The 25,205-nt window shown below is 44.9% G+C and carries 22 protein-coding genes; 12 read left to right on the top strand and 10 right to left on the bottom strand.

Annotation, left to right across the window (positions count from 1 at the left end; all coding sequences use genetic code 11):
* The first annotated feature begins 55 nt into the window (after positions 1-55).
* The 5 genes from NL647_RS09315 (at position 56) to NL647_RS09295 (ending at position 4,589) form a co-directional block, all read left to right on the top strand.
* Positions 56-781, top strand: a complete 726-nt coding sequence (locus NL647_RS09315; RefSeq protein WP_005450033.1) for a Slam-dependent surface lipoprotein — start codon at positions 56-58, stop codon at positions 779-781.
* A gap of 64 nt (positions 782-845) precedes the next feature.
* Entirely contained in the window at positions 846-2,324 is a 1,479-nt protein-coding gene (locus tag NL647_RS09310) for a surface lipoprotein assembly modifier (RefSeq protein ID WP_253650047.1), read from the top strand.
* A gap of 154 nt (positions 2,325-2,478) precedes the next feature.
* A complete protein-coding gene (gene exbB, locus NL647_RS09305) occupies positions 2,479-3,339 on the top strand; it encodes a tonB-system energizer ExbB (protein ID WP_253650046.1) in 861 nt (286 codons plus the stop codon).
* A gap of 3 nt (positions 3,340-3,342) precedes the next feature.
* A complete protein-coding gene (gene exbD, locus NL647_RS09300; RefSeq protein WP_005448827.1) occupies positions 3,343-3,774 on the top strand; it encodes a TonB system transport protein ExbD in 432 nt (143 codons plus the stop codon).
* Complete coding sequence (locus tag NL647_RS09295) at positions 3,771-4,589, top strand: energy transducer TonB (protein ID WP_253650045.1); 819 nt, start codon at positions 3,771-3,773, stop codon at positions 4,587-4,589. Before exbD ends, NL647_RS09295 begins: the two co-directional genes overlap by 4 nt.
* A 105-nt stretch (positions 4,590-4,694) precedes the next feature.
* Here the strand turns inward: NL647_RS09295 and NL647_RS09290 are convergent, their stop codons facing one another.
* From NL647_RS09290 to NL647_RS09280, 3 genes are all read right to left on the bottom strand, one after another.
* A complete protein-coding gene (locus tag NL647_RS09290; protein WP_253650044.1) occupies positions 4,695-6,716 on the bottom strand; it encodes a GNAT family N-acetyltransferase in 2,022 nt (673 codons plus the stop codon).
* A gap of 115 nt (positions 6,717-6,831) precedes the next feature.
* Complete coding sequence (locus NL647_RS09285; RefSeq protein WP_029790505.1) at positions 6,832-7,806, bottom strand: ParB/RepB/Spo0J family partition protein; 975 nt, start codon at positions 7,804-7,806, stop codon at positions 6,832-6,834.
* Positions 7,807-7,813: 7 nt separating this feature from the next.
* On the bottom strand, positions 7,814-9,031 hold the full coding sequence (locus NL647_RS09280; RefSeq protein WP_005448834.1) for an AAA family ATPase: 1,218 nt from the start codon (positions 9,029-9,031) through the stop codon (positions 7,814-7,816).
* A gap of 1,239 nt (positions 9,032-10,270) precedes the next feature.
* Here NL647_RS09280 and NL647_RS09275 point away from each other — a divergent pair.
* Positions 10,271-12,241: a replication initiator protein RctB domain-containing protein gene (locus NL647_RS09275; RefSeq protein WP_253650043.1), complete on the top strand. Its 1,971-nt coding sequence runs from the start codon at positions 10,271-10,273 to the stop codon at positions 12,239-12,241.
* Between the two features lie 323 nt (positions 12,242-12,564).
* Here the strand turns inward: NL647_RS09275 and NL647_RS09270 are convergent, their stop codons facing one another.
* From NL647_RS09270 to NL647_RS09260, 3 genes are read right to left on the bottom strand one after another with little or no spacing between them, the layout of a single operon-like run.
* A complete protein-coding gene (locus NL647_RS09270) occupies positions 12,565-13,032 on the bottom strand; it encodes a hypothetical protein (protein WP_005448840.1) in 468 nt (155 codons plus the stop codon).
* Positions 13,032-13,964 (bottom strand): ATP-binding cassette domain-containing protein, encoded by a 933-nt coding sequence (locus NL647_RS09265; RefSeq protein ID WP_029790507.1) that lies wholly within the window; start codon positions 13,962-13,964, stop codon positions 13,032-13,034. Before NL647_RS09265 ends, NL647_RS09270 begins: the two co-directional genes overlap by 1 nt.
* Positions 13,961-14,815 (bottom strand): ABC transporter ATP-binding protein, encoded by an 855-nt coding sequence (locus tag NL647_RS09260; RefSeq protein WP_050908194.1) that lies wholly within the window; start codon positions 14,813-14,815, stop codon positions 13,961-13,963. The genes NL647_RS09265 and NL647_RS09260 overlap by 4 nt, the downstream gene beginning before the upstream one ends.
* Before the next feature lie 361 nt (positions 14,816-15,176).
* Here NL647_RS09260 and NL647_RS09255 point away from each other — a divergent pair, with 361 nt between their 5' ends.
* Both NL647_RS09255 and ribA read left to right on the top strand, forming a co-directional pair.
* Positions 15,177-15,374: a PA3496 family putative envelope integrity protein gene (locus tag NL647_RS09255; RefSeq protein WP_005448843.1), complete on the top strand. Its 198-nt coding sequence runs from the start codon at positions 15,177-15,179 to the stop codon at positions 15,372-15,374.
* 165 nt (positions 15,375-15,539) lie between these two features.
* Positions 15,540-16,598 (top strand): GTP cyclohydrolase II, encoded by a 1,059-nt coding sequence (ribA, locus tag NL647_RS09250; RefSeq protein ID WP_253650042.1) that lies wholly within the window; start codon positions 15,540-15,542, stop codon positions 16,596-16,598.
* Positions 16,599-16,693: 95 nt separating this feature from the next.
* On the opposite strand, the gene NL647_RS09245 is transcribed toward ribA, so the two are convergent.
* The gene (locus NL647_RS09245) at positions 16,694-17,449 is read right to left on the bottom strand and encodes an ABC transporter substrate-binding protein (protein ID WP_017189801.1); all 756 of its coding nucleotides are present in this window, start codon (positions 17,447-17,449) and stop codon (positions 16,694-16,696) included.
* A 68-nt stretch (positions 17,450-17,517) separates the two neighbouring features.
* Here NL647_RS09245 and NL647_RS09240 point away from each other — a divergent pair, with 68 nt between their 5' ends.
* The 3 genes from NL647_RS09240 to NL647_RS09230 all read left to right on the top strand — a co-directional run bounded on the left by NL647_RS09240 (position 17,518) and on the right by NL647_RS09230 (position 20,599).
* Positions 17,518-19,443, top strand: coding sequence for an ATP-binding protein (locus tag NL647_RS09240; RefSeq protein WP_253650041.1), 1,926 nt, complete (start codon positions 17,518-17,520; stop codon positions 19,441-19,443).
* 94 nt (positions 19,444-19,537) lie between these two features.
* Entirely contained in the window at positions 19,538-19,747 is a 210-nt protein-coding gene (locus tag NL647_RS09235) for a DUF3283 family protein (RefSeq protein WP_005448858.1), read from the top strand.
* Positions 19,748-19,882: 135 nt separating this feature from the next.
* Positions 19,883-20,599 carry a YebC/PmpR family DNA-binding transcriptional regulator gene (locus tag NL647_RS09230; protein ID WP_017189799.1) on the top strand — a complete coding sequence of 239 codons (717 nt, stop codon included), beginning with the start codon at positions 19,883-19,885 and terminating at the stop codon, positions 20,597-20,599.
* A gap of 85 nt (positions 20,600-20,684) precedes the next feature.
* On the opposite strand, the gene rodA is transcribed toward NL647_RS09230, so the two are convergent.
* The 3 genes from rodA to NL647_RS09215 all read right to left on the bottom strand — a co-directional run bounded on the left by rodA (position 20,685) and on the right by NL647_RS09215 (position 24,142).
* A complete protein-coding gene (rodA, locus tag NL647_RS09225; RefSeq protein ID WP_005428884.1) occupies positions 20,685-21,767 on the bottom strand; it encodes a rod shape-determining protein RodA in 1,083 nt (360 codons plus the stop codon).
* A 304-nt stretch (positions 21,768-22,071) separates the two neighbouring features.
* On the bottom strand, positions 22,072-23,082 hold the full coding sequence (locus NL647_RS09220) for a DUF2955 domain-containing protein (protein WP_005443463.1): 1,011 nt from the start codon (positions 23,080-23,082) through the stop codon (positions 22,072-22,074).
* Between the two features lie 10 nt (positions 23,083-23,092).
* Positions 23,093-24,142: an HlyD family secretion protein gene (locus NL647_RS09215; protein WP_017189797.1), complete on the bottom strand. Its 1,050-nt coding sequence runs from the start codon at positions 24,140-24,142 to the stop codon at positions 23,093-23,095.
* Between the two features lie 119 nt (positions 24,143-24,261).
* Here NL647_RS09215 and NL647_RS09210 point away from each other — a divergent pair, with 119 nt between their 5' ends.
* Positions 24,262-25,182 (top strand): LysR family transcriptional regulator, encoded by a 921-nt coding sequence (locus NL647_RS09210; protein ID WP_050918524.1) that lies wholly within the window; start codon positions 24,262-24,264, stop codon positions 25,180-25,182.
* Positions 25,183-25,205: the final 23 nt, after the last annotated feature.

Genomic DNA, 25,205 nt, shown 5'->3' with positions numbered 1-25,205 from the left:
ATGCACTGGCATGGTCTCTTTCTTTAACTATTTCAATCAACAAAAGGAAGAGACAATGAAACCACTTCAACTTTCATGGATTGCAGCAGCAATGATTGGTCTAAGCCCACTTGTTCATGCAGGATTTGATGGCGCGATCAGTGATGATTCGCTTCGCCAAGTAGGAGAATCAGAAGTTTGGGTCCCATTTATTCACTCTAAAGGCAATGCAGGCATCGGTAAAACAGGTGGCAAACGAGTGGACTTTGAAGGTCTAGCTGGTGGTATTTTTGATGACGAGCGAAATGGTGTTCACACATCAGGCAGCAAACATTTTCAAGACAATTTTTACAGTTTTGTCCAAGTAGCGAATCAAGATGTGTGGTTTGGAGAATGGTACGAAGGTAAGAAAGATTCTGAGTTTAACAACCGTACCGTTTACTACGTCGGTAATGATGCAGGAACGACTGTACCAACCAGCGGCAAGGCGACCTACAACATTACTGGTATTAACAAGTTCTCTGGCGCAAACAAACTTTCAGGTACGTTTAACGCTGATTTCGGAGCCAAAACGCTAGACGGTTCAATCAACAATAGCAACCTAACGGTAAGTGTAGACGCAACGATTAATGCAGCAACCGCAGCATTTAATGGCACTGCTCAAGCTGTACAGAATGGCACAACCACGAATGGCGCTTCTCAAGGTCACTTCTTTGGTGCGAATGCTGCTGGCTTGGCTGGTATCGCCACCTTTACCAACAATAGCGATCTAGACACTGCTTTTGGCGGCGAGAAAAAATAACTCTCGATTCAATGAGTGATAACCAAGAAGCAGCCCGTGCTGCTTCTTTTTATATGGAATATTTATGGCGGTTAGAACCTCTTACACCATCGCTCTGACATTTCTGTTAGTGCCGTTGTTTTCTTTTCCCGTTGTAGCCAATGACCAAGATACGAATCTTCGCATTCAACAAAGAGATGCGCTATCAGCACAAGAAAAAGAAAAGCGTCTCCTGCAAGAAGAAAAAGAACTCGAATTACAGAGGTCGAAGCAAGCTCAGGAACAAAGCTCGTCAGATCAAAGCAACGACAACTTAGGGCAAGCGCTTTACCTAGCAGTTAAAGGAAAGCAATGGTCACAAGTAGAAGTACTATTGAACCAGTATCAATCTTCACCCTATACAGATCCTTTACTTATCCATTATGCCCAAGGCGGTCTATCACGCTATTTAGGTCGTTTAAGTGAAGCAGAGGCAGAGTACCGATCGCTTTTATCCTTATATCCGAATTTTCTTCCCGCTCAGTTAGAGCTTGCTCGCGTTTTGTTTGAGCGTAAGAAAAACCAAGACGCACACACCCTTTTCTCACAAATCAAATCTACTCTCCCTACTGATAACCCAAGGGCTGATGGTGTCAGACGTACTCTCGATGCTTTTATATCAGCACTAGAGCACAGAGATGCATGGCAAGGTGCGATCAGCTTTGGTCCAACTTTCAATGACAATCTCAATAGCAGCTCAGAAACCTATACTTGCTTAGTCCGTCATGAGACAGGAAAGTGTTTATTTGATCGAGTAACACCGGAAAAACAGAGAGCAGCAGGGTTAACTTTTAATGCAAGTGCGAATAAGCGCATTAGCTTCAAAGGTCATCATGGTATGAGTTTGCAAGCGCTGACGTATGGTTCTCGTTACAACAATCACAGTGAATACAACGAGCAAACAGCGAATGTTAGCTTTGGTTACAGCTTTCAAGACCAGCGTCATAGTATCTTGGTTGCGCCGTTGATCGAGTACAGCACATACGCGGATAAGAGTTTGTATTGGTCAACAGGTCTAAAGTTGAATGGATTCCATAGCTTAGACTCGAAAAGCGCATTGAGATGGGAACTAAAAGGCGAATACCAAGATTACCGTCCAACAAAGCTCGACTATCAATCAGATTGGCAATGGAATGCAAGCATCAACTATTGGCACCAGTTGCCACAACAATGGCTCGCATTCGGTGGCATAGACTGGACGCATAAACAAAATGATCAAGATGTACATGCTTACCAGCTCTATGGTGGTCGAATCGGAGTCGTGAAAAGCGTCGAAGGTTGGCTTGACGCTAACCTATTTGCATCACTGCGAGAAAGGCAATACGAGGGATATAACGCCCTACTCGATGCAAAGAGAAGAGACACAGAGCAAAACTATACTGTCACATTTTCCTCTCCAAAGTTGGTTTTTTGGACGTTGACACCCATTCTAGAGTGGACTCATAAACGGGTAAACAGCAACGTTGATTGGCTGTACACCTATCAGCAAAATGAGGTGAGCGTAAAATTTGAAAAGCGTTTTTGACTCTAAAATCACGGCAAACATGCTTTACAGTGTAAATTGACCCAAATATTTAAATTTATTTTACGGATTTCGTTACTTCATTCGGTGTAGTGGATAGAGCAGGCGCGAAAAGGTTATTTGCGCCATCAGTCATTTTCACAACGAGCAATGGATAATGAATAAGCGTTTTTTTCTCCTAGTGTCGGCATCTTTTAGTCTGGCACTTCTTCCCCTTTCTTCTTCTGCAACTGAGTCAACTGGTACTTCTATAAATAACTCAGTCACTGAAACACAAATAGCACCACCTTCTAACCCGCTCATCACCCACGATTTATCCCCAATGGGTATGTACCACGCTGCTGATTGGGTGGTAAAGGGAGTGATGCTCTCACTGCTTGCCGCATCCATTTTGACTTGGGCAGTTTTTCTTTTTAAACAAGTACAACTGATGAAAGCAACACGACGCACACAAAAACTACTTACTGAGCTTGTTGATGCAGAGTCATTGGCAAATGCCAAACAGACCACTCAGCCTTTTAAAGGCGTAGAATCCTCACTAATTTCAGCAACGCAGCATGAATTGCAACTCTCTTCTCTAGGCTCTGCTTCAGAAAATGGCATTAAAGAACGCGTACAACTGCGCTTAGAAAGAGTGCAAGCTGAATTAGGGAGAAGCATGACTTCACTGACTGGCATCCTCGCAACCATCGGCTCCGTCGGTCCTTTCGTTGGATTGTTCGGCACAGTTTGGGGCATCATGAATGCTTTCATCGGAATCGCAAAATCTCAGAACACGACGCTAGTGGTGGTCGCTCCGGGGATCGCAGAAGCCCTCCTTGCCACGGCAATTGGTTTAGTGGCAGCAATTCCAGCAGTGGTCATCTATAACTACTTCACACGTAAAATTTCTGGCTACAAAGCGCAACTCGCCGATGTCTCCGTAGCATTGATGATCTTGGTTAGCCGAGATTTGGATCAAAAGCGAATGCAATCTCACCAAGAACACAACGACACAGTGCTAAAGAAGGTGGGTTAAGCCATGGGATTTAAGCCAGCCTCAGACAGCGATGATATGGTTGAGAATCATGAGATCAACGTGACACCTCTGGTTGACGTCATGTTGGTGCTCTTAATCATAGTGATGGTTGCCGCCCCATTAGCGACAGTCAACGTTGCAGTCGATTTGCCGACGTCATCTGCAGAGCCTCAGCCTCAACCTGATAAACCAGTTTATCTCACGATTCAAAAAGACCTAACCTTAGTTGTGGGAGAAAAGCACGAGACTTCGCTTGCCGATTTGAAGCAAGCCCTAATACAAGCCAAGGTTGAACCAGACACTCGGATATTTCTTCGAGCTGACAAATCTCTGAGTTATCAAGATTTAATGAAAGTGATGAATGAAATGGTCGCTAGCGGCTACAACCAAATTGCATTAGTTGGTGTAGAGCAAGCGTCGGGAGCGCCACAATGAATGCTCTAGCAGGACCATCTTTTCGTTATAGCTATAGGAAAAAACGTTTTGTTTTAACGGCTATACTACTGAGCGCCTCTCTTCACGCCTTAATAGCCATCGCTTACATGTGGACACCTGAGTATGACTTTTCCTCTCCGCCACAAGCGATACCGATTACAGTGAGTATCGTAGCACCAATGGCTGCCCCCAAAAACACGGTGAAAGCGGTTGAAAGTACAGTGCAACAAGAAGAGTTAATTCAACAAGCCCGTCAAGAGCAATCCGTAAAACATAAGCCCGAACAAGAGCAGTCTCCAGCTTTAGTCAAATCCAAACAACCGAGCACGATTGCTGCAAACACTGAAAAGCCAATAAAAACAGAGAAACCAAAACCGAACAGATCAAAACCAGCCCCAGAAAAGCAGTCAAAGAAAAAACAACCTGAAATCAATCAAGCCGCCAGTTCAAAACCTAGCTTGGAGACGAAACGTGAATCCAAACAAATCAGCGCACTAAGGCAGGGTCAGCAATCCGAAGCAGGACGAGCGGCAAAGGTAAGTTGGCAACAAGCTCTGCATGCACACCTAGAACGAGAAAAACGCTATCCAAGGCAAGCACGTCGACTTAAGAAGAAAGGGATGCCAGTGATTCGCTTTACCATGGACAGGGAGGGAAATGTTCTCGATGTAGAACTCGTAAAAAGCTCAGGAACAGCATCATTAGATAAAGAAGCGATTGAGCTTGTAGGACGAGCGCAACCGTTAGTAAAACCACCTTCAAGTGTCAAAGGCGCTCGCTTGACACTAACTCTTCCTATCAATTTTTCGTTCTAGCCAGCCTGAAAAACAAAGGAGAGAATTTACAGTGTAAACTCTCTCCTCTATCTAAATTCCTATCTATTCCACTTTACAGTGTAAATTACAAAACCGCGTATCGTTTTACACTGTAAATTTAGCGATTAAAGCTTGAAGCTCTTTGCGTATCTCAGCTTCGATTTGCTTACGTCCCGCCAATCCAAATTGCTTTGCACACTCATTCCAATCTTTGTTTAAGAGTGACTTACTGATCAGCAGATCAGAAACATCAACCAAACCAAATTGAAGTAACCATTGTTGAAGCCATGTCGACACAGATTCAAAGCTATTACCACCTTGAGCATAGCACTCCACCAAAGTGAGCTTCGCCTTATTCAGCGAGACAGCTTGAATTGGTTGGGATAACAACGTACGCATTAAACTCGGCTCAAGTCGTGGATAAATCGCAGAAGCACTCAACGACAATAATTCTTCAAATAGATCCTTAGACTCTTCAATCCAAGACTGCTGTTGGGCGTTACAATTGCGAACCATCAAAAGTGAATAGCAGCCACTCGCAGCGTCACGCATCGTTCCAAGTCGAATCGACTCATAGCCCGAGCGTTGCCAAAACTTTATGAGTTCTTCCGTTGCACCAAAGCTGGTGGACAAATAGGAAATGTGAGATGGCGCAGATTGCTCCAGCAATGACAACATATGTTGACCAATTCCTCGCCCTTGCAACTCTGGATGAACAGCGATACGCATCACACGTAATGTAGAAAGCGCGCCAACTTCTGAGTAGCCAAGCTGGTTAATAATGGTAATGGGAGCTAAATGCCCTTTTGGACGACGCTTGCCAAGCTGGATATCTTTAATTAGGTTTTCGGCAAAGTTGCCTTCTTCCACGGTTAAAATCACACCGGCGATTTGACCTTGGTACTGAGCAACATAAACCTGACTGTTTTCATCTTGCAGCAAGTGAAGTAAATCATTAGGCGCCGTTTGATAATGCGCGTTGACCAATAGCGCAAAGCACGTTTTCAATACGGAAGGATTAGAAATCAGCTCGGACTTACGGAGATTGACCAATGCAATTTCATCAAGCTCTATTCGCTCAAACGGTTCAAGCTCTGCATTCAACAAAAACGCCTCATACAGCCACGACTCTAGGTTGTCATTTGTACTCCAACGGATAGGCTGTTGAAGGTGGTGGCTTTTCATTCCTGGTCTTTGTTCTTTCAACCACTCAATAAACTTAAGCGTAAACCCTCGACCACACCCTTCATAACCATGTATCGTGCTCGAAAAAACCAAACGATGATAATGTTCCGTAATTTGCTTGAGCATTGGTACAGGGATCGCCGCAGCTTCATCCACTAACAACAAGTCACATTCCGGCATAGACGAAAGCAGCTCGTCTGGGGCAATAAATTGGATGTACCCCTGCCCTACTTCCAATCGTTCTTTCTTAACTCGTTGCGCTGTTGAAAGTAATCGCAATGCATGCTGATAGATGGGTTCAACAGCTTTAATGCTTGGTGCGGTAACTAAGATACGCAGCGTCTTTTGCTTAAGAAGCTGTGCACAAGCGATACCTAAAGCGCTGGTTTTTCCACGACCACGGTCAGCAGTCAACACCAATGGACGCTTGCGGTGTCCCGTTACTACTTTCTCAACTAATGCTACCGCTTCAGTTTGTTGCTCAAACTGGTTTTCCTTCGCGCCAAATTGTACGCTCGATAGTGTCGGCAACGGAAGACTCTGGTCTATCACAGTCAGTTTTTGCCAATGCATTTGCATCCACAAATCAGCTTCGCTTGGTTGCTCTTGTTTATTGGCGATAACAAGCAGCAATCCACCGCCAACTAAAGCCCCAAGAGCAGCGGTAAAACTGTTGGCATCGACGCCTTTTCTCGCATCAAACAATAAAACATCGCACTCACGACCAAGCAACATATTGCCTTGTTTGCCAGACACACAAAAAGCCCCTTCAAGGGACCAATCACCAACACAGAACCAAGTCTGATCCGATTGATGTTTGTAAAAGTCAGCAATTAGCGCATCTTGCCATTCGGGCTCACCATAGATAGCCACGCCACGACGTTGAAACGCATCATGAGATTGAGTTTGAAGTTGAGAAAGGAATTCAGATTGAGCGAGCATTACGTATATCCGAGCATTAAACTGACGCCATGTTATCACATCTCGATTCACGGAGACTTTGCCAAATTTCAGACATAAAAAAACCGCCCGAAGGCGGTTTCAAAGAAGAATATATTTACTTCATTTTACTCTCAACGAAAGCAAGAATTTCTTCCATCAAGCTGTCGTCAACTTTCTTCAAGTTAAGAGCAAGGTTATTGCCTTTGCGGCTGTAGCTTGCACGCCCTTTAACAAGATCAACTTTTTCAGCTTTCTTAGCTGGCTTCGCAGGTGCTAATTCTGCAATCCAGCTTTCAATGCTTTCTGTCACTTCTTTTGTCAGACGAGCAACACCTTGAGCTGTGCTACGTTGCCACAGGTAGCCTTCAGACGTACGGCATTTATCCAGCAGATTTTGTTGCTGTTCACCAGTTAGTGATGAGAATTGCTTGTGCAGCTTCACTATCGTTGGACGACCTAAATCGCCAACATTCGGGTACGCTTGAAGAAGCTCTAACGGTAATGCCGCCGCTTTTAACGCACCACTCACCAATGCTTCGCTGCACTGGAACATTTTTGCCAGTGCTTTTTGGTCTTCTGCTTCGCCGCTTTCTAACTTCGCCTGCATCTCTTTACCTTTCTCGTAGAGAGACAGTGGCTTGTGCGCGTTTGCAACATCAGAAAGGAATTTCGCGTGGTCTGTGTTGATGCCGTCACCAACGTAAACCAAGAAATCTTTGCCCGCTAAGATACAAGACATACGACGGCGGCTACCATCTAATACTTCAATCTTGCCATCTTGCGTGCGACGACCAACTGCTGGATATTGTTGACCACGTTCTTTCAACGTCACCAACACATCCGATAAAGCGTGTTCGTTTAGGAAAGATTGCTCACGAGCGTTTTCTGCAAATACGCTCGTGTCTGTCGCCACTTTATCCGCAGGGATTCGTACCAATTCAAATTGCACAGTATTCTCACCAGCGACTGCTAGTTCGATAGTTTGTGCTTTGTCTTTTGCCGCCGTTTGCGCTTCTTGAGGTGTCGCAACACGACGCTTATTGGTTTTACCAAATAATTTCGCGTTTAATTCAGACGTTTTCAATGCCATTTATTCATTACCCCTGATTCAATGACGGCCAGTTAGAGTGCAGTACGCGCTCTAGTTCTAATGCACTCTTGTGTACCGCATCTTGTGCAGTTGCGAGTGTTTTCTTACCACCTTCGAAGTCGCCTATGGTTAAGTCAAACACAGTGCTGTAGGTATCAGCACAGGTTTCGAATGCACGACTGCGAGGAATGGTAGCCATCATAACTTGGTCACCTAGAAGATAGTTCATTTCAGTTAGAACAGAAACTTGCTTCTTGTTGTCGTCTTCAAACATAGTAGGCATCAGACGAACAAACTCAAGACCGTTCCAATCTTCAGGGAACATCTCATAAACCGTTGGTAGGTGTTGGAAGAAATTTACTGTCGAAGCCCAGTCAAGACGCTTCGCCGCACAAGGAATCAATAGCGCGTTCGATGCGTACATTGCGTTCCATACTAGCGGGTCAACGTGTGGACCGGTATCAATCATAATTACGTCGAAGTCATTCGCGATCTTGTCAATCAACTGCTCTTTCAGCAGACGAACGATATCTAGCGATGGGTCTTCAGAGAGTGTTTGCCACGCTTCTGCGTTGAACATTGCGTCTTCTGGGAAAGCAGAAATCGACTTCAAGTTCGGATATTGCGTCGGCAACAGTACGTTCTTGTGAAGGAATTCACGATCGATTTCAACACCATCAGGCACGTTACCCAACATGATATCGACAGCAGAATAGATGTTGTCGTGTTCTGCCACGCTAATTTGTGGGTTCAAAAACAGACGCAGAGAGCCTTGAGGGTCAAGGTCAATCAAACAAATACGGTAGCGTTTATCTAGGTTTAGAGCCAGACACGCCGCCAAATGAACCGCGGTCATCGATTTACCCGTACCACCCTTTTGGTTTTGTACGTTGATGATCCATGGTTTATTTTCAGAATTCTTTTTGCGTTCATGGAATTTTGGCACTTCCGCCGCATCCATTAGCATGTGCGCTTCTTCAAGCGTGATTGAATAATGGTTAGCATTATTCTTTGTAAATTGATGACCTTCCGCTTCCATCTTGCCGATAGCATCGTCTAGTTTACGACGAGTTAAACCAGAGCGGGTTTCCATCATTGCCTTAGACATTGGTGGGAAGTAGTTGTCACTACGCTCTTCCAAAACAATCTCAATACGGTCAGCTTGAACTTGTTGCGTCAGCTCTGCTAATTCCTGGAGATTTTCAATCGTTGTTTCTCTTTTCATGCCAAATTCCGTTGGAAGGATATCTGCATTTCATTGTACAGCACTACAACACAAAAACAACAAAAAGGTGCACAAGCATTTTGAATAACCATCACATAAAAAACACTCACAAACGCCAGTTTTATGATTTCACCATCAAAACATCACAAAATTTAATCAAAACCCTGCGAATAAAGTGCTTCAAATTCGACTAGATTTAAAATGTCACACTGTCACTTATTTACAATGTAAATAGCATTAATCTCGGAACGATTATAAAACAACGCTAAATTACGGATAGTGTGAGATGAATCTTATGTTGGATGATTTTCAGTGTCTCTTTAAAGAAATGGAAAAAAACCACACCTTGATCATGCATCCAGTACGTTAGAACGTATATTTAAGTGAAATGAAGCGGAAGTATGATCAAGGGGAGTTCTTGATCATACTTCCGGTACTCACACCAAAATCGAAAGCATGATCAAGGAAATCAACGCATCATTTACATTGCAGCTCGTTATTTCAAACGGATCAATTTACCGGAAAAATGATCAAGTGAATTAACCACTCGGAAGCATGTAATTCTCAAGCTAATTTACGGAAGAATGCAGACAGACAGGGGGATAGAGGCAAAAACGAATATAAAATCACGGAACGATGAAAACAAAGCGAATGCAAAATGTAGAAACTCATCTGATGATCATGCTTCCGTTTAATTAACGCTAATCATTAATAAGAGGCACAACCAGCAAAGTAGAGTAAGTTTTCATCACATGCGCAAATAATATCCAACTCAATGAACAGAACGATAAAAAACCTCTCTCTTGATCATCGATCCGAGTGTAAAATGACAATGTTTCAATATGCAGAAACCGAAAGTTTTCCATTTGAACCGCTAGGATCTGTGGATAAGTTGTACAAACATCATGATCATCGTTTCAAGGCTGTTTTGATCATCTTTTCAGAAACTTAATGATCATGCTTACGACGTTTTGTGATCATGCTTTCCGGCTCATGTTGATCATCGTTTCGATATAATCATGATCATAGTTCCGTTAATGAACTTTTAAATATCATTATAAAACAAAAACTTACAGAGCCAAAAATCTCCAGATCATTAGATCATATAATCAATTAAGATCAGAATAATCAGAAAGATCAGTTATTTAAAAACCCAAGATTTTTTCTTTATTTATGATCTGTTTTTCTTTATCCTTCGGAACCATAGCAAAACTACGGCTAGTGTGATCTGGATCTAAAATGACGGCTGATGAAAAAATTCTGATTAAAACGCCAAGAAGCCATAAGGATGGGCACCTTTTTGAGGTACACGAATCTTCTGCAGATTGGGTAGAGCAATACCAACACTTCAAAGGGGTAACCAAAAGCATCTTGGAGTTACTTAATCTGATCTCTTTAAGAGGGTTCAGCAGCAAAGATGGTTTGGTATCTACAACTGAAATTGTTGAAGCGACAGACGGTCAATTGACCAGAGCTGCATTACAACAGCGCCTGCGTGCTGCCGTTAACATTGGTTTGTTTACTCAAACACCAGTACGTTTTGAAGAAGGTCTCGCAGGTAAAACCATGCTGCATAAGTTCGTTAACCCGAATCAACTTATTTCAGCCTTAGGTGCCACCAGCTTAGTAACTGAAAAAGTTCGTCAAAACGAAAAGCAAAAACGTTCTAAAGCGCTAGCACAAACTCAAGTGAATAAACGTTTACTGAACGAACATGGTTTAAATACTCCGCCGATGATGAAAGATGAAGCGGATCAATTTGTTGTTTCACCAACCAATTGGGCAGGGATCATCGACCAAGCTCTCGCGCCACCGCGTACTCGAAAAAGTTATCAAAAATCCATGGTGTCGATCTCTGGCACAAAAGCTGTGATTGAAACTCGATCGTCTAAAAATATCATGACGGTAGATGATCTGATGACTTTGTTTGCTCTGTTTACTCTAACGGTGCAGTACCATGATCATCACAAAGATCAGTACCACATGGATGCGGCGCATGTTCCAAACAAAACTCCTCTGTACATTACTGATATTCTGTCGTTACGTGGCAAAAAAGACAGCGGTCCGGCACGAGATTCCATTCGTGACAGCATCGATCGTATCGAGTTTACCGATTTTCAATTGCATGAACTGACAGGGCGTTGGCTTAGCGAGAACATGCCTGAAGGCTTCAAGAGTGACCGTTTCCGTTTCTTAGCGCGTACTATCACGGCATCGGAGGAGGCTCCAACAGAAGGCGCTGATGGCGAAATTCGTATTAAACCAAATCTGTATATCTTGGTTTGGGAGCCATCCTTCTACGAAGAACTGCTTACGCGAGATTATTTCTTCCTGTTCCCACCAGAAATTCTGAAGCAGCACACTTTGGTGTTCCAACTGTATTCATTCTTCCGTAGCCGCATGGTACGTAGACATACGGACTGCATGTTGCTGAGCGAATTGAACCAGAAATTAGCGCGCAATATTGAGTGGCGTCGTTTCTCCATGGATCTGATCCGTGAATTAAAACGACTATCGGAAGGGGCTGGGAGCGATGATCATTTTGTTGTGAATCTTTGGGGGTATCACTTGACGATCGAAGCGATGATCGAAAACGACAAGGTGATGGATTACCAAATCGACATCAAATGCGATGTGGAAGAGGTCCTGCGTTATTCTCGTGCTCGTACAACCAACGCAGGAAAGCGCAATATGGCGCCTACACTGCCAAACCCACTTCGCAATGAGATGGTGACCAGGCAGCAGCTAGATGAGCTCTCAGGTATCATAGACGGCGAATTTGAGCCTATTCAGCGTAAAGCCCCGTCTCCACGTGGCAATTTAGGTCGCCGAGTGAAACAGAAAAAGCACTTGGTAGAGATCAATGCTGACGAGATAACCATAACTCTATCTAAATATACCTCTCCAGAGGCTCTAGAACGCAGTATAACGGCTTTATCGGCGATGACAGGGCATTCGTATGCCTCGATCAAAGAAGAGTGTTCTGACTTCATTGAGAAGCTTGATTTCTTGAGAGTAGGGGATGCACCGCTTCCATACGAGACACTAAGTAAGACAGTCGAACTGTTTAATAGCCAAAATGATGTCAAACATCTCACCATTGAACGTTTGATTGCGGGCTTAGCTGTCCGTCGTAAGGTATGCCGTCAGATCTTTGAAGGTCATATGGATGAAATGGTATTCAGAGCACTTGATGAGATGGCGATCTGATATCAACCAAGCGGATACTTATCGAGTGATAAGCATGAGTAATTGATTCAGAATGTAACAATGAATTGCACTGATGGAAATCAGACTTAACTCTTACAAACCACTGACATTGCAACGCTGAGCGCAGACTAAGATTTATCCCGAATAGACAACCTTTTGTCCTTTCTGATGATTAATAGATTGGCTCATATTGTTACATTCATTCTGAATAGACTTCGCGAGTTTCTCCTCAAGAAACTCGCTTTTTTTTATCTAAAATTCCTGTCTTTTGTATCCATAAAATCCATTCGGAACAAACAAGCAACCTTGATCATCTTTCCGGATTAATGACGTAATCCTTGATCATGCTTCCTAGTTTCATTCCAATTTAACGATCGCATCAACGCAACGTGTGACTCGATCAAGCTGCTTGCTTGTTGCTGCCACTCATTTTGATCGTGCTGTTGATTGCAAAACTCCAACGCCAAAACGGTCAAATGTTGCAATCGTTTGAGGCACCAATCCTTGATTAGAAGATCGGTCATCGGTTGGCAAGCCGCGTGTTCTAGCTTTGCACTGGTGTACTGTAGGATTTGAAACGCTTTTTTATGGTCTTGATGCCTAGCGTATTGAAAGACTCTTAGGCAGCCATCTAGCCAACAAGCGATGGCTTTACTCTGTTCGTCCGTTAATTCTGGACCAAATACAGAAACAGGTGCTTGATATAAGATCGCTTCTAATCTTTCTACTTGATCATGCTTCCGATTATCGTACCAATCTGAAATATGATCTTGCCAGGTCATCAAATTCATTAAGCTGCCTCAGTCCATTGTTTTACAAAGTGGTTTGGTCCGATTTGATCGAATTCTTCAACGATAACACTGCTGCGATTACGGATCTCATCGGCATCTACTGAATAGTTTGGTTCACTTTCCACTAGGTTGCCAAACGGCAGATCAGGATCTGGCACCGCTGAGATCAACAACTTAGTGTACGGATGCTGTGGGTTCTTTAAGATCGCTTGAGTGTCTCCCCACTCTACGATCTGTCCTTTGTACATTACTGCGGTTTCTTCGGCGATGTAATGTGCGGTTGCAAGGTCGTGAGTGATATACAGAAATCCGATTCCAAGCTCTTTCTTCATGCGCTGCATTAGGTTGAGCACACCCAAACGAATCGACACATCCAGCATCGATGTTGGCTCATCGGCAAGGATAAGTTGTGAGCCTACCGCCAGAGCTCGCGCGAGATTGACGCGTTGACGTTGACCGCCACTAAGTTCATGAGGGAACTTGTTCAGAGTTTCCTCTGGCAGCTCGACCAAATCCAGCAGTTCTAGTAGCTTGGCTGGGATTTCTTTGTCACTCTTCACCTGCTTATGAATCTTCAGTGGGCGAGTTAAGTGATGACGAATAGTATGGGTTGGGTTTAAAGAGCCAAACGGGTCTTGAAACACCATTTGGACCTTGCTGCGATAATCCTGAATCTCAGCACGAGCGGTAATATCGTTGACGTTTTTCCCGTTAAATAGGATTTCACCATCACTGGCTGGATACACTTTGGTAATTAATCGAGCGCAGGTACTTTTCCCACAACCAGACTCGCCTACCAGAGCAAGGGTCTTTCCTGCATAAAGATCAAAACTCACGCCCTGAAGCGCGCGGAAGGTTTCTTCTTTGGCAAAACCACCACCGACTTTGAATTCCTTGATCACGTTTTTCATTTGGATGATCGGTTCACTCATGCTGGTGCTCCTTCCGTTTGCGGTTGTTTGTGTACATCGTGGATATTTGGGAATGAAGCCCATAGCTTTTGGGTGTATTCATGTTGAGGATGATTGCGGATTTCGTATGAACTATTCACTTCGACAATCTTGCCGTGGCGCATGATGGCAATGCGGTCGCACAATTGGCTCATGAGCGCTAAATCGTGGGTAATAAAGAGCACAGAGAAACCAAATTCGTCACGCAACTGATAGATTTGCTGCAAGATTTCGCGTTGAACCACTACATCAAGTGCTGTGGTTGGCTCATCCATGATGATCAATTTGGGATTGAGGGATAGGGCAATCGCAATCACTAAACGCTGACGCATGCCTCCGGAGAACTGGTGTGGGTATTCTCCCAGACGATTTCTCGGAATGTTGACCAAGTCGAGAAGCTTCTCTGCGCGGTCTTTGGCTTGCTCGTTGGTTAACCCTTTGTGGTGGCGTAATACGTCGGCAAATTGTTCCTGAACCGTGAGTACCGGATTCAGCGAGTTCATGGCACTTTGGAACACCATCGCAATCTCGCTCCAGCGTAGCGTATTTAGTTCATTATCAGGTAGGCGAAGGATGTCTCTGCCTTCAAATAGAATTTGTCCACCAGAGATAAACGCGGGCGGCTTGTGTAGGCGGTTGATAGAGAAAGCAATGGTACTTTTGCCACAGCCAGATTCTCCAGCCAGACCAAATATTTCGCCCTTGCCAATATCAAAGCTCACTGATTTAACAGCATTGAAGTCACCGTTATCAGTGATGTAGTCCACGCATAAGTCTCTGATCTGAATAACAGGATCAGAGTGGAATGCCTGGTTCAGGTTAAGTTCACTCATAATTACACCTTACCAATACAAAAGATAATTATTATCATTATCAGGTGTGTAAGGTTTGCGAAAGATAAAACCGTCTAATCAGTGAAGTGACTCGAAAGTTGAGTGTAATAAAAAGATTTTTTTCCGTTATGGAAGTGTGAATTTATGAGGGAAAAATGAGAGCTGGATCAGCTCACTTTTCGTAGGGGGAATTCTTCAAATCTAAACGCTAAAAACGTGGTTTGCAAAAACTAAATGATGAATCTATTAAAGAGTTAATGAAAGGTCGAAAGGGGTCACATTTCCCCACTGTTTTTCTTACCTCTGCATTGGGGGTTTGCTATAGATTACCCATCGAAAACATGGTGTGTTCGGAGGAAATATGTCCATTAATTCTATCGACCATGAAGAGATGAGCAACATCGCTCACAAATGGGAACTCCCAGAAGAAGAAGCCGTTGTGAGACCCGAGAAAACCGTGAAGTCTGCCGAAGCAAGACGTCGTATTGAAGCACTTCGAGAAATCCGTGAAAGCGGCTTGAGCATCGAAGAAGCAAGGGAACTTGGCTTAATTCACTAATTCTCACACTGCGGTATAAAAACCATGGGGTAGTCAAAGGACTGCCCTTTTCATTTTCTGATTTACAACCAATTATTTGACTTTCTTACCCTGCGTTACTAAAGCTTATATCAATAGCAATATGCTTTTTGTTGACTATTAAACAGCAACGTCAGGAGTACGATTATGGTTGATCAGATCCTTTTCTATGAGCCCGATGAATCCCACGGTTTTCTCTCCAACTTTTGCCAAGCTCCAATCAAAGTTTCCACCCAATCTTGGCCCACCAGCGAACATTATTATCAAGCTCAAAAATTCAGTGACCTCAAACTGCAAAACAAAATCCTCTTAGCGAAAAGCCCCGACGAAGCCTTTGCTTTAAGCCGTAAGTATCAGCACCTAGTCCGAGAAGATTGGGATAACGACAAACTTTCTGTGATGGCGTTTATCGTCCGTGAGAAGTTTTTGCAAAATCCTCAGCTTGCCAAACAGTTGATGCAGACAGGAAACGCCTGTCTTACCGAACATTCGCACAAAGATGCCTTCTGGGGCGATGGCGGTGATGGCTCTGGTGAAAACCATTTAGGGGAGATTCTGATGAACGTACGTGCTGAACTAAAACATGTAGAGCCATATAGTCTGGTTCGCTTTGTCGATAAAGCCAAACTGCCAACTCAATGGGGAACGTTTATCATGCATGGTTTTATCGAGAACGCGACAGGAAAAGAACATCTCGCCTTGGTGTATGGCGACCCAGCAAACAGTAAAGCGCCGCTGATTCGCCTGCATTCAGAATGCTTAACTGGTGATGCGCTGTTCAGTACGCGTTGTGATTGCGGCTTCCAGCTTAACCGTGCATTGCAAAACATTGTCGAAGAAGGCTGCGGTGTTTTGCTTTATCTGCGCCAAGAGGGCAGGGGGATTGGCTTAATCAACAAGATTCGTGCGTATCACTTGCAAGACGAAGGCGCAGACACGGTCGAAGCCAATGAACGTCTTGGCTTTGCCGCAGATATGCGTGACTACGCGTTTTGCAAAGGTATGCTGGAGCATCTTGGAATCGATGAAGTACGTTTGATGACCAACAATCCACGTAAGCTTGCAGCGCTGAAGAAGGTGAACATCAACGTGATAGAAAGAGTGCCACTGCAAGAGGGCAATAACCCGCATAACCAACATTATCTGCAAACCAAAGCCAATAAGCTCGGCCACATGTTCGACCCCAAATTTGTTGAACAAGATTAAGCGCTCGAACAAGATTAGTTGCAGATATGAAATAAAAATAAAACCGCCAGCTTATCCAAGCTGGTGGTTTTTTATGATTGCTAAGGCGTGAGTGACTAGATGTATTTTTTGATGATGTCGTCGATTTTTCCTGAATTTTTAAGCTCCGCTAAGCGTTTATTGATGAAGCTTTGTACTTTTGGATTCATCTCTGGAGAGAAAGCCAAATAAATGGAGTAGTCAGGGATGATTGAACTGAAAGATTGGATCTGGAAGTCTCCCATTGGCAACTCTAGGCGTTTGATGTTGTATACCACGCGCGATTCCATTTCGACGAAGGCGGTATCACCAGGAGTACGTTGCAGAACGCGATAAGCAGCGTCGTAGTCTTTGACGCGCATTTCATTGACGGTGCCGTTTTCAAAGAATGGGCTAAGGTTAGGATAATCGAAGCCAAGCAGCAGCACGATAGAACGACCTTGCATGTGCTGCATATCGCTAAATTTGAATGGCGCTTTGCTGCTGGACACGAGTACGTGTTTTACAGTGTAAATAGGCTGTTCAGAGAGGTTTTCCGATTGCACTTTCCCCCAATTCGGGCTGCCATAAGTAACCCAGTTTTCCTCGCCGCCCGCTTCGAGTACCGAAATCATGCGCTTGAATGGGTAGGTGTGGTATTTCACTTCGTAATCGGATTCCGCAAAGATGGCGCTGACGATATCAGTCACAATTCCAGAGTGTTGCTCTCCTTGCTGCTCTATTTGAAATGGGCGGGCTTGCTCAGCAATTACGTAATAATTCACTTCGCTTGCCATAGAGTATGAGCTTAAGGCCATAAAACTAAAGCCTAATGTACGTAAGAGTCCTTTCATCCTAACCTCGATTATTGTCGTGACGTGACTATATTTATAGTAGCGCAAGTTTAAGGGAGCGATTTCATATGGAGATAAAAGAGCGAGCTCAACGCCGATTTAGTATCGGAAATCAATTGATGCTGGCGATTTTTGCGTTGAGTTTAATCTTTACCGTGATCATCTCTTCGATCAGCCTTTATCGTGATTTCAACGATGATCTCGCTCGCCTAGATGTAGAACTTGAACAGGTAAAAACCAGCTACCTTTCCAGTTTCTCTGCCAGTTTGTGGGTTGAAGATAGAGAACTGTTACGCACTCAGGCTGAAGGCGCAATGCGCCTACCCTCTGTGGACTATCTAAGAATTGCCACCCCAGATGAAGTGATCTTCGAACTAGGTAGCGCATTAACGGAAGATCGGATCGAGCGTCAATGGCCGTTGAAATACGAAATGGGGACGAAAATTTATGATCTTGCCGAAGTGACGGTGCAATCAGATCTTAGCCCGATCTATCAAGGGTTATGGCAAACCTTCTTTTTTCTCGTGATCGCGGAAGCGATCAAGATCTTCTTACTCATCATTGGTGTTTTATGGGTGGCATTTCGTTTGATGGTGAAACCACTAGAGTTGCTCTCCGGTGCGGTGAGCGATTTCAGTGGCGGTCATGTACCTAGTAAAGTGACATTGCCAAAACGTTGGTTCTTTGATGAAGTGAGTTTGTTGGAACGCAAATACAACCGAAGTGTTGAGCGTGTGAAAGAACACCAAGCTGAAATCGAAGAGGCACGTGACAAAGCTGAAGTGGCAAACCGTAAGAAAAGCGAATTTCTTGCCACCATGAGCCATGAAATTCGTACGCCAATGAACGGGATTATCGGTATCGCTTCGTTGCTCGGAGATACCAAACTCGATGATCAACAAAAAGATTTCGTTTCTATCATTAACAGTTCTTCAAACTCGTTGATGGTCATCATCGACGACATCCTCGACTTTTCCAAAATTGAAGCGGGTAAGATTGAGTTAGAAACCACGACCTACAATCTACTCGATTTACTTCACGAGGTCGGGCGTCTTCATACTGTCAAAGCTCAGCAAAAAGATCTTCAACTGGTTTGTGATATCGACCCTCAGTTACCTTTAGAAGTCGAAGGGGATGTTGGCAGACTCAAACAAGTGCTAAGCAATCTGCTCAGTAACGCGGTGAAGTTCACAGAGCGCGGGCATGTTAAGTTAATGGTGTCGCAGGTGAGCCGAGAAGAGGGTGTTGCCAGCGTGCATTTTCGTGTTGTGGACTCGGGTATTGGGATTGCCAAAGAGAACCAACAAGCGGTGTTTGAGAAGTTTCAGCAAGCTGATGGCAGTACCACTCGTAAGTACGGCGGTACTGGTTTGGGTTTAGCGATTTGCAGTAGTTTGGTCGAAGTGATGGGCGGAGAAATCCGTCTGACCAGTGAACCCGGTCTAGGCAGTTGTTTTGAATTTACTATTCCACTCAATATCGTCAGTGAAAAGGCTATTTCTCCTCAGACACCAAATGTGTTCGATTTTCCGAATGGTGAGAGTAATGCCATCACTTCTGAGTGTATTAACTCAGCCAAAGACGAGGGGAAGCCTTGGATTCTGGTGGTGGAAGACACGGCAGTGAACCAGAAAGTGGTACGCATGATGCTAGAAAAACTCGGAATGCAGGTGAATGTTGCCGAACACGGTGAAGAAGCGCTCCAGCAATGCCAAGCGCATAAATTCGATTTGATATTGATGGACTGTCAAATGCCAGTGATGGATGGATTTATTGCCACTGAAAACATTCGCAAGATGGACGAGTGGGGACAGCAAGTGCCGATCATTGCTTTGAGTGCGAATGTCATCAAGGAAGATCAAAAGCGCTGTTTTGATGTTGGCATGAATGAGTTTGTTGCTAAGCCGGTGACGAAAGAACGGTTACAGCAAATCTTTGAGCGATATCTACCAGACTCCTTGCAAACGCGATCGAATCCAAAACAAGCAACTTGAAATTGATCAAGTAAAGTGCGTTTCACTTCTTAAAAGTCAAATCTGTGTGCTATAGTGCGCGGCTAGTATTTATTAAAGTACCTTGAGGCTGTGAATGTCGTTCAATCTATCCCTGTTGCCGCCTGACGAGAAAAACAAAGTCGAGCTTGATAAACAAGCGTCGTTTTTAGTTTGGAAGCTTAAAGAAGCGAAATCTGGTCCTGAGGTAATAGACGAACAGCTGTCTAAGATTAACGACGCTGACGAGAAAGTGTTTTTTCAACAGGCGGTCGATAAGTACAAACGAGTAATGGGTGTCGCATAAAGCGAACCGTGGCTCTGGTGTAAACCACAGCGGCGAATGAGGTTTCCTCCCCATTCCTTTGCAAGGTGAAAGGTAAAACTGTTCACTCTTTGCTAAAATCCTTCGCATTAAATTTGAATTTAGAGAGACATCCCGATGGGAAGAAGTTTTGAAGTGCGCAAAGCCTCTATGGCGAAAACTGCAGGCGCAAAAATTAAAGTTTATTCCAAATACGGTAAAGAAATTTACATGTGCGCGAAAAACGGTGGTGGTGATCCAGACATGAACTTGTCTCTGAAGCACCTGATCGCAAAAGCGAAAAAAGACCAAGTTCCTGCACACGTTATCGATAAAGCGATCGACAAAGCGAACGGCGGCGGTGGTGAAGACTACACTCCAGCACGTTACGAAGGCTTTGGTCCTGGCGGCACAAGCGTGATCGTAGACTGTCTAACAGACAACGGTAACCGTACATTCCAAGACGTTCGCCAATGCTTTGTTAAAGTGGGTGCGAAAATTGGTGTTGAAGGTTCTGTTTCTCACATGTTCGATCACCAAGCTGTATTCCAGTTCAAAGGCGAAGATGATGAAATCATCCTAGAAACGCTGATGATGGAAGATGTGGACGTTACTGACGTTGAGCTAGAAGATGGTGTTATCACTGTATTCGCACCTCACACAGAGTTCTTCAAAACAAAAACTGCGCTTAACGGTGCATTCCCAGATCTAACGATCGACGTTGAAGAAATCACATTCGTACCGCAAACGAACACGCCAGTAACAGGCGAAGACGCAGAGAAATTCCAGAAGTTCCTAGACCTTCTAGATGACTGTGACGACGTTCAGCAGGTATACCACAACGGCGAACTATAATTCGGTTCTCCAGTTGTAAAAAAAGGCTTCCCCGAGGGAAGCCTTTTTTGATCGTGTTGTTTGTCTTTTTTATTGTGGCTAGCGTTTAGGTGTTTCGGTACTTGGAATAACACAGCGACATGATCACGCCAAAACAGATGCCTTGAGTCAGCATCGCCGTACCACCGTAGCTAAAGAACGGCAGTGGACTGCCCATTACTGGTAACAAGCCACTTACCATGCCGGTGTTGATGAAGGCATAGAGGAAGAAGCTCATCGCCAATGCGCCACTCACTAAGCGACTGAAGAAATGCTCAGATTGGCACGCTAGCAGCATCACACGCGCCGTAATGAATAAATACAACGCTAACAACACCACACAACCAATAAATCCCCATTCTTCTGCGTAGGTCGAAAAGATGAAGTCGGTATGGCTCTCTGGAATAAACCCTAACGTACCTTGAGTAGCATTCATCCAGCCTTTACCTTTCATGCCGCCAGAACCAATCGCAATCAATGATTGGATGATTTGGTAGCCTGAACCCAGTGGATCCGATTCAGGGTGCAAGAACTGCGTTACACGGCTCTTTTGATACGCTTCCATCACAAAGAACCAAAGTATTGGTGCCAGCGTTAGAATGCTCACCAAAAAGCCGCCAATGATCTTCCAGCTCATGCCTGCAAAGAACAGTACAAACAACGCGTAAATCACGGTGAAGATAGCGCCGTCCAAGTCTGGTTGTAAGGCAATCAAGCCCGCAGGCACAAAGGTGATCAGCAAACAGAAAGCAATTTTTCGAATGTCTGGTCGCCCACCTTCTAGATGCAGCATCCACGCGATCATAATGGGAATGGAGAGCTTGATCAGCTCAGAGGGTTGAAAGCGGAAGAAGCCAATATCAAGCCAGCGCTGTGAGCCATTGGTGCTATCACCAAACAGGGCAACGGCAGCCAAGAGCGAAACCGCAACCAGATACAAATAAGGCGCTGAACGTTGATAACTGGACGCAGGAATCGACGACATGACCAAAATACACACCAGCGTCAAACCGCATCGAGCGAGGTGCTTAAATAGCATAGCTTCATTAAATCCACTGGCACTCCAGAGAGTGAGTGAACTCAATAGCATGATCGGAATGATCGCCATCAGCAATGGCAAATCAATCCTAGGGAAGAAACGCTTGTTCATCTTCTACAACCTAAAAACGCCCCAATGCGGGGCGAAAACAACCAGAACTCTGCGAGCTCAAACTATTCCGATGCTAAGAATCCAATTTGGAAATAACAGACACCACGCAAAGGTGTGCAAGAGAGGAGTGTGCGACGCCGCCTGTTATGGGTAAGCTGACCTGGAAAGCCGTGGGAAGGATAAATACACCAGGCTGAGGCTTTGCGCCACACTTTTTATAAGGTTGAAATGGAAATTGGTACAGACAGCGCAATGAAATGAGCAGATTCGCCTTAAGTATTGAGCACTTAAGGCGATGGCATGATTAGGCTTGGGCTTTTTCTGGCTTGTGCGTGAAATGGTACAACGCCCACAGCACAAATAAAGTCACGGTGAGCTCCCAAGCTCGGAGGAAGGTGCTCTCCAAGCCCAGTTCATTGCTGGTCATGTAGAGTTGAATCGGCAACATGGTCGCCAATAATGCATCAGCATGAACGTCTTTGGCTGGACCTTTTGCTTTTGCCATTGATGCGGTAATCATAAAGGCAAGCAGACCCAATACGATGGTGTAGTAACCGAACGTGGATTGATGCCCAGCCATCAACAAGGTGAACACTACAGCTAATGCACAGCCGCCCACCTGAGTTTGAAAACGGCGGTCAACCACGTCGATAAAGCTTTTGTGTGTGGTTTGCGTTGCTGCGGCAATCACTGGCACCAAACAAAACGTTGCTGAGATGATGTCGACAATCATTAAGAACGCCACACCAAGACCAATCAACGCGAGTGAAATCGCTCGGTTCTCAAACGTAACAGGCTCTTCTTCAAATGCTGGTGGTTTGCCGCCACGTTCAACAGGGAACAGAGTCACCATGGTTTTTGCGACGACCATGGTTATCAGCATCGATAGCAGGATTTCATGAATGCGCATTGGCATGTCCATGGTGGTATGCTGAGCAAACACCACAATCAGAATCCAGTTGAAGGTTGGCATTAGCATCTGACCTTTCTTCGGCGGCGTGGTCGCTCTGCGGCGCATAAAGTCGAAGAAGAACAAGCTAATGGTCCACACCACAAACGGATGCTGCGAAAACACTTCAGTTACCACTAATGCTGCACTTGCTGCTAATAACGTAGGTAGCAAGGTGCGAAGCAGACCAAGCCAAGAATAGTCTTTGTTCTTGGTCATGATGATGGTTGGGTACAGCGCCAGATAAACTGGAGAATCAAGGTTCAGCAGTTTGCCCAGCACCATACAAATTGTCACAGTAAGGGCGACACGCAGTGCTTCATTACGCTCAGAACGACTTTGAAACAGGCTTTCGAAGGTCCACATGGTTCACCCCCTAGTAGATGTAGCGGAACATCGCTACCAAGTGAATCCAAGCTGAGCCAATGACATCCATGATTGGATTGCCGCTTTCAACGATCACACTTGCTCGTGAACCAGAAATCATAGAAGGATCTAACTCGTTAACTGTAATGCGAGTACGCACTTTCTGTTGCTCACGGATCCAACGAGTATCATTGGTCACGCTAGAAAGCTGTCCATTAGCATTGTTGGTATCGTAAATTGCACGCTCTTGGCTGCTGACTTCACCACTAAATACTTTGCCCGGTAGCGCATCGAAGGACACCAACACTTCGCGACCATTAGTTAGCTTATCAATGCCTTTTTCGTTGAAGTCTGCACTGATCCACGCATGGGCTTCGTCCACCAGCATCAATGACGCTGTGCCTTGTGTGATGTAGCTACCTGATTGCAGTTGCAAGTTCGTTACCACGCCTTCGGTTTGCGCCACGATTTGGGTATGGCTTAAGTCCAGCTCCGCACTGGCAAGTTTTGCTTCTGCCAACTCGATAGCTGCCGTACGGTCTTGAGTAGAAAGCTCTGCCTCAATGCGCTTCACTTCTGCGTTCGCTGCTTCCACCGCACTGCTGGCGACTTGTGTATTAGTGATCGCGTCATCCAGCTCTTGCTCAGTTGCTAGCCCTTTATTGCGAAGTTTTTGGTTACGCGCCAGTTTTTGCTTCGCGTTGTGGTATTCGAACTCGCGTTGGCTTTGGGTTTGTTTCGCTGCTGCCAATTGTTGCCATTTCGCGGAATCTGATTCACGTGCTTGGCGCAGTTCGGCTTTGGCTTGTGCCACTTTCAATTGGTAGCTGCTGGCATCGATAGCAAACAGTGGCTGACCTTTTTCAACCAATTCACCGTTATTCACCATCACATCCGTAATCACACCAGATACCTCCGGCGCAATGGTTGCGACATTACGATGCAGTGTCGCTTGGGTGGTGAAAGGGGAAACATTGTCTGAGGTGACTAAAAAAGCGGAGAACAAAGCAGCCGCTGAAAAAACAGTGTATATCGCGTATTTATAAAAATTTTCTTTCACGTCTGTACCTAGTATTCATTCGTTATTACGCGCCGCGTTCACGGCATATTCGGGTCTCTTTTCTACGTGGGCTAGGTTATACTCATCTAAAATTGGAAAAAATAACCAATGGAAGAAGTATGAATTCCATATTTGGAAACGTTGATGATCTGTACCTGTTTTGCTCAGTGGTTGAGCAAGGCTCTCTGCTCGCGGCGGCGAAAAAGCTCGAACTGCCGGTCTCTACTATGTCTCGTCGTTTATCGGCGCTGGAAGCGCGTCTAGGGCTGAGATTACTGGAGAAGAAGGGACGTGAGTTGGTGGCAACCGAGACAGGCTTACAGGCGTTTGATCAGCTCAGCAGTGCGATGTCGCAGATTGAATCCGGCATCTTGCAGCTCAATCAGCAAAGCCAAGAAGTGGAGGGGCGAATCCGATTGGTGATGCCAAGCCGCTTTTACAATGACTTAGTCGATAAGGTGGTTGAGGATTACATCAAAACCTATCCAAAAGTGACCATTGATCTTCTGCTTAGCCAAGTGAATTCGATTCCAGAAACCGATCGTGATCTAGTGGTGACGTTCGATTTGGATGGTTTGGACGATATGATCGCGCGCCCGTTGTTTAAAGTAGAGCACGCTTTCTTTGTTAGCCCTGAATATCTGGTGCAAGCGGGCGGCAATATTGAAACCTTACAAGATTTAGCCAAGCAAGACTGGGTAGCCAGCACACACACCACACAAGTGCCTATCTACCAACAAGACAAGCTGGTGGACATGCTCAACTGCAAGCCGCGCTTAGTGGTCAATGACATAACCGCAGTGATCAAAGCGGTGGAAAACGGTTTGGGAATTGCGTCGATCCCATTACGCCACGTTAAGCCTGAATTGAATCTCGTGCGCGTCGCACCATCCTATAGCCGCGGGGATCGCGAAGCCTATTTGGTTTATCGTCAGCGTAACTATCAGCCTAAAGCGCTGACCTTAATGGTCGAAGCGATTTTGCAGGCTTCAGAGAAGCGAAACCATTCATCCTCTCTCAATACCATTCACTCCGCATAACTGCCATTGGTCGCATGTAAAAG

Source organism: Vibrio sp. Y29_XK_CS5, assembly GCF_024181835.1.
Lineage (GTDB): Bacteria > Pseudomonadota > Gammaproteobacteria > Enterobacterales > Vibrionaceae > Vibrio > Vibrio harveyi.
This window is presented reverse-complemented; position numbering and strand designations above follow the sequence as displayed.

Bases quoted from the DNA above. Each gene is read 5' to 3' on its own strand.
- NL647_RS09315 (WP_005450033.1), top strand. From the start codon at position 56: ATGAAACCACTTCAACTTTCATGGATTGCAGCAGCAATGATTGGTCTA.
- NL647_RS09310 (WP_253650047.1), top strand. From the start codon at position 846: ATGGCGGTTAGAACCTCTTACACCATCGCTCTGACATTTCTGTTAGTG.
- exbB (WP_253650046.1), top strand. From the start codon at position 2,479: ATGAATAAGCGTTTTTTTCTCCTAGTGTCGGCATCTTTTAGTCTGGCA.
- exbD (WP_005448827.1), top strand. From the start codon at position 3,343: ATGGGATTTAAGCCAGCCTCAGACAGCGATGATATGGTTGAGAATCAT.
- NL647_RS09295 (WP_253650045.1), top strand. From the start codon at position 3,771: ATGAATGCTCTAGCAGGACCATCTTTTCGTTATAGCTATAGGAAAAAA.
- NL647_RS09290 (WP_253650044.1), bottom strand. From the start codon at position 6,716: ATGCTCGCTCAATCTGAATTCCTTTCTCAACTTCAAACTCAATCTCAT.
- NL647_RS09285 (WP_029790505.1), bottom strand. From the start codon at position 7,806: ATGGCATTGAAAACGTCTGAATTAAACGCGAAATTATTTGGTAAAACC.
- NL647_RS09280 (WP_005448834.1), bottom strand. From the start codon at position 9,031: ATGAAAAGAGAAACAACGATTGAAAATCTCCAGGAATTAGCAGAGCTG.
- NL647_RS09275 (WP_253650043.1), top strand. From the start codon at position 10,271: ATGACGGCTGATGAAAAAATTCTGATTAAAACGCCAAGAAGCCATAAG.
- NL647_RS09270 (WP_005448840.1), bottom strand. From the start codon at position 13,032: ATGAATTTGATGACCTGGCAAGATCATATTTCAGATTGGTACGATAAT.
- NL647_RS09265 (WP_029790507.1), bottom strand. From the start codon at position 13,964: ATGAGTGAACCGATCATCCAAATGAAAAACGTGATCAAGGAATTCAAA.
- NL647_RS09260 (WP_050908194.1), bottom strand. From the start codon at position 14,815: ATGAGTGAACTTAACCTGAACCAGGCATTCCACTCTGATCCTGTTATT.
- NL647_RS09255 (WP_005448843.1), top strand. From the start codon at position 15,177: ATGTCCATTAATTCTATCGACCATGAAGAGATGAGCAACATCGCTCAC.
- ribA (WP_253650042.1), top strand. From the start codon at position 15,540: ATGGTTGATCAGATCCTTTTCTATGAGCCCGATGAATCCCACGGTTTT.
- NL647_RS09245 (WP_017189801.1), bottom strand. From the start codon at position 17,449: ATGAAAGGACTCTTACGTACATTAGGCTTTAGTTTTATGGCCTTAAGC.
- NL647_RS09240 (WP_253650041.1), top strand. From the start codon at position 17,518: ATGGAGATAAAAGAGCGAGCTCAACGCCGATTTAGTATCGGAAATCAA.
- NL647_RS09235 (WP_005448858.1), top strand. From the start codon at position 19,538: ATGTCGTTCAATCTATCCCTGTTGCCGCCTGACGAGAAAAACAAAGTC.
- NL647_RS09230 (WP_017189799.1), top strand. From the start codon at position 19,883: ATGGGAAGAAGTTTTGAAGTGCGCAAAGCCTCTATGGCGAAAACTGCA.
- rodA (WP_005428884.1), bottom strand. From the start codon at position 21,767: ATGAACAAGCGTTTCTTCCCTAGGATTGATTTGCCATTGCTGATGGCG.
- NL647_RS09220 (WP_005443463.1), bottom strand. From the start codon at position 23,082: ATGTGGACCTTCGAAAGCCTGTTTCAAAGTCGTTCTGAGCGTAATGAA.
- NL647_RS09210 (WP_050918524.1), top strand. From the start codon at position 24,262: ATGAATTCCATATTTGGAAACGTTGATGATCTGTACCTGTTTTGCTCA.